The sequence below is a fragment of the Streptomyces europaeiscabiei genome, assembly GCF_001550375.1.
GTDB lineage: Bacteria > Actinomycetota > Actinomycetes > Streptomycetales > Streptomycetaceae > Streptomyces > Streptomyces europaeiscabiei.
Map to the genome: position 1 here is coordinate 1 of NZ_LRTR01000353.1, position 4,044 is coordinate 4,044.

The 4,044-nt window shown below is 73.8% G+C and carries 4 protein-coding genes; 2 read left to right on the forward strand and 2 right to left on the reverse strand.

What is annotated here, in order from left to right; all coding sequences use genetic code 11:
• The coding region (locus tag AWZ10_RS16780) for a tetratricopeptide repeat protein (protein WP_107417447.1) at positions 1–1,406 on the reverse strand (1,406 nt) is incomplete at its 3' end.
• Positions 1,407–1,504: 98 nt separating this feature from the next.
• On the opposite strand from AWZ10_RS16780, the gene AWZ10_RS16785 reads away from it, so the two are divergent.
• Positions 1,505–2,905 carry an FAD-binding oxidoreductase gene (locus AWZ10_RS16785; protein ID WP_060891460.1) on the forward strand — a complete coding sequence of 467 codons (1,401 nt, stop codon included), beginning with the start codon at positions 1,505–1,507 and terminating at the stop codon, positions 2,903–2,905.
• Positions 2,906–2,945: 40 nt separating this feature from the next.
• Here AWZ10_RS16785 and AWZ10_RS16790 read toward each other — a convergent pair whose 3' ends face one another.
• A complete protein-coding gene (locus AWZ10_RS16790; RefSeq protein WP_037703563.1) occupies positions 2,946–3,359 on the reverse strand; it encodes an SsgA family sporulation/cell division regulator in 414 nt (137 codons plus the stop codon).
• A gap of 266 nt (positions 3,360–3,625) precedes the next feature.
• Here AWZ10_RS16790 and AWZ10_RS16795 point away from each other — a divergent pair.
• Positions 3,626–4,044, forward strand: a 419-nt coding sequence (locus AWZ10_RS16795) for a DUF2510 domain-containing protein (RefSeq protein ID WP_159058292.1), incomplete at its 3' end; no start/stop codon positions are given.

Sequence of the window (4,044 nt, forward strand, 5' to 3'; positions counted from 1 at the left end):
TCACGCGATACGCCCCCACCCCCGGAGAAGTACGGGTTGAGCCGCCGAGCCTCGGCAAGATGCCGCCGGGCCGGGGCCTCCAGCCCCAAGGCCCGCTCGATCACCCCCCGGTGATACACGTGGGCCGCACTCCGTACCTCCCCACCCCGCGCCCGATCCGTCGCCCGCCGCGCGAACCCCAGCGCCTCCCCGTCCTCCCCCGCCCGGTGCAAGGCCCACCCCAGCGCGTCCGCCACCCGCGGACTCGGCTGTCGCTCCCACTCCGCACGGAGCACCCGCACCGCCTCCTCCGGATCACCGTGGTCCGCCTCCAGCGCCCCGAGGACGAGCGACTCGTTCACCCCGGCCGCGGCGGACCGCGCCACCAGCGTGCGCACCACCCCGTACTGCTCCCGCGCCCGCGTCTTCCGCCCCAGCGACGCGTACAACTCGCCCAACCGCAGCGCGACCCGTGCCGACGGCCGCCGCGACAGTGCCACCCGGTACGCCCGCACCCCCTCCGCCGTCCTTCCCAGCGCGGCCAGCGCCCGCCCCCGGCACGCGTCGGCCTCCGGTTCGTTCCCGGCAGCCGCGCAGTACCGCAACGACTCCTCCGCCTCCCCCCGCTCCCAGGCCAGCTCCCCGGCCCGAACCCACCACACGGCACCCGCGGCCGACGGCCCCGCCGCCGTCGTCTCCGCGGCCGCCGCGTCCGAGATCGCCGCCGCCGCGTCCTCCCGCGCCCCCTGGTCCCAGTAGACCTGCGCGGCCCGCGCCCGAGCCGCCGGCCCGGAGTTCACGGCGAGCATCCTGTCCAGGGTCGCGCGGGCCGCCTTGTACCGGCCGAGCCCGTCGTACGCCTCGATGAGCAGGGCGTACGAGGTCCAGCGCGCCGGCGACACCCGTACGGCCTCCTCGCCCCAGCGTCGCGCCGTCCGGAAGTCGCGGCGGGCGTTCGCGAGGGCGGCCAGGCCTTCTAGGGCGTCCGCGTTGCCGTTCGGCCGCAGACGCAGCGAGGTGCTCAGGGCGCGTCCGGCCCTCGGATAGTCCCCGACAGCGCCGGTCCGCCGGGCCCGCTCGGTGTACGCCACGCCGAGCACCGCCCACGAGGCGTGGTCACGCGGACGGTCCCGCACCCGGGCCTCACGTTCCCGCACGGTCGCGACGACCTCGGGCAGCGCGGCGGGCACCCCGGCCGCCATCGTGGCCCCCGCCCGCCGTCCCTCGGGCCCGGCCGCACCCACCACCCGTGCCGCCCGCCCGCCGTCGGCGCCACCCCCGTCCGGCGGCACCACCATCAGCACACCCCCGAGCACGAAACACCCGACGAGAGCCGCGGCCACCCTCCGCCCCGGCCCTGGCCCCTGCCCCTGTGCCCACCCGGCGACCCGCCGCCACGCCGCCCGCCGCTCGTTCTCCACAGCCATGCAGCTCACTGTGCGTCAATACGACGACCACATCCCGTACCCCCGAACGCTCGCGCCGACGGGTTCACACCGATGGCCGCGAGTGTGAAGCTTGGATCATGAGCCGTATCCAAGCCCCGAGTGACGAGACGACCGGCAACCTCGTCGACCGTCTGCTGAGTGGCCTGCCGCCGGAGGCGGTCCTCGTCGATCCGGACGTCACGGCCTCGTACGGACACGACATGGCGAGCTTCTGCGAGGCGGGTGTCCCGGCGGTCGTCGTGCTGCCCCGGACCGTCGAACAGGTGCAGCACGTCATGCGGGTCGCGACGGAACTGCGCGTCCCGGTGGTCCCGCAGGGCGCCCGCACGGGCCTGTCCGGCGGCGCGAACGCCTCCGAGGGCTGCGTCGTGCTGTCCCTGACGAAAATGGACCGGATCCTGGAGATCAACCCCGTCGACCGCATCGCCGTCGTCGAACCCGGCGTCATCAACGCGACGCTCTCCCGCGCGGTCAACGAGCACGGCCTCCACTACCCGCCGGACCCCTCCAGCTGGGAGATGTGCACGATCGGCGGCAACATCGGCACGGCCTCCGGCGGCCTGTGCTGTGTGAAGTACGGGGTGACCGCCGAATACGTCCTCGGCCTGGACGTCGTACTCGCCGACGGCCGGCTGATGTCCACCGGCAGGCGCACCGCGAAGGGCGTCGCCGGCTACGACCTCACGCGGCTCTTCGTCGGCTCGGAGGGCTCACTCGGCATCGTCGTACGGGCGACCCTCGCCCTCAAGCCGCAGCCGCCCCGGCAGCTCGTGCTCGCCGCGGAGTTCGCGTCGGCGGCGGCCGCGTGCGACGCGGTGTGCCGGATCATGGCCGGCGGGCACGTCCCCTCACTGCTCGAACTCATGGACCGTACGACGGTGAAGGCCGTCAACGACCTCGCGCACATGGGCCTGCCGGAGACCACCGAGGCGCTGCTCCTCGCCGCCTTCGACACCCCGGACCCGGCCGCCGACCTCGCCGCCGTCGGGGCACTGTGCGAGGCCGCGGGCGCCACCCAGGTCGTACCGGCGGACGACGCGGCCGAGTCCGACCTGCTGCTCCAGGCGCGGCGGTTGTCGCTCACCGCGCTGGAGGCGGTGAAGGGCACGACGATGATCGACGACGTGTGCGTGCCGCGCTCGAAGCTCGGCGAGCTGATCGAGGGCGTGGAGCGTGTCGCCGAGAAGTACGACCTGACCATCGGCGTCTGCGCACACGCCGGCGACGGCAACACGCATCCCACCGTCTGCTTCGACGCGGCAGACCCCGACGAGTCACGGCGCGCCCGTGAGTCCTTCGACGAGATCATGGCCCTCGGCCTGGAACTCGGCGGCACGATCACCGGCGAGCACGGCGTGGGCATCCTCAAGAAGGAGTGGCTGGCGCGGGAGCTGGGCCCGGTGGGCATGGAGATGCAGCGGGCGGTGAAGTCGGCCTTCGACCCGCTGGGCATCCTCAACCCGGGCAAACTGTTCTGACCCCCTCGGTGCCGAGTCCCTCGGTTCCGAGGCACGCGCCTCACTGGGCGAGGAGTTCGGCCAGGCCGTCGTCGATGCGCAGCATGTCGAACTCCGAGCCCGGCGGCACCACCCGCAGGGTCCGCTCCAGCCAGGCCGACACGGCGGCGGCCGGCGCTTCGAGCAGCGCGTCCCCGTCCGGCGAGCTGAGCGCCATCAGCACCACGCTCCGGCCCGACACCTTCGTCGGCCACACCCGCACGTCGCCGTGCCCGCACGGCCGGAACACGCCCTCCACGAGCAGCTCCCGCGCGAACGTCCAGTGCACCGGGCGGTCGGAGTTGACGTGGAAGGTGATGTGGACGGCGTACGGGTCGTCGCTGCGGAAGCCGAGCTTGGCCGGTACGGGGACGCTGCGCTCGGGCGACAGGACGAGTCCGAGCTCCAGTTCGCGCTCCACGACGGTGTGCCGCATGGTGATCGTTCCTCTCTCGTAGAGGGGCCCTGTGCGCGGGCCCGTACGAGTGAGAGGGGCCAGGGCCCCGAAGCATTACGCGGGTTCGCGAAACTTTTTTCCGACGGGTCCGCCGAGCGGCTCCCGGTGACCGGCGGCCCTCTTCGCCCGTAGCAGATCCGTGCGTGAATGGGGCGGGTCCGGAGGCAGCGGTCATGGGACTTGCCGGCGTCTGGTAGATGTGGATGCTCTCCACCCAACCCACGAGCAGATACGGGACGACGGACATGAGCGCCCCAACCCCGGCCCCCGGCGACGACAGGCCCCGCGAAGGGTATTACCCGGATCCGTCCATTCCTGGATATGTCCGGTACTGGAACGGCGCGGCCTGGGTGCCGGGTACGAGCCGTCCGGCTCCCTCCGACGGCGAGCCGCTCGCTCCGCCGTCCGGCTCCGGCCCGTCCGGCGCCATGGAGGAGACGGGCCCGCACTTCTTCGACGAGGACCCGGCGCCCGACGGCGAAGCGGCCCGCTCGGCCTCCGGCAACGCCCTGCACGGCATCCGCCCCGAGCCTGCCTCCGCGTGGGGCGCCGACCGCTCCCGCCAGACCGGTTTCGGCGGCGACAAGGACCGCCGGGTGTCCTGGGGCTCGACCGCAGGCGCGGACCCGCGCGACCCCCGGGTCTCCCTCGCGGCGGACGCGGG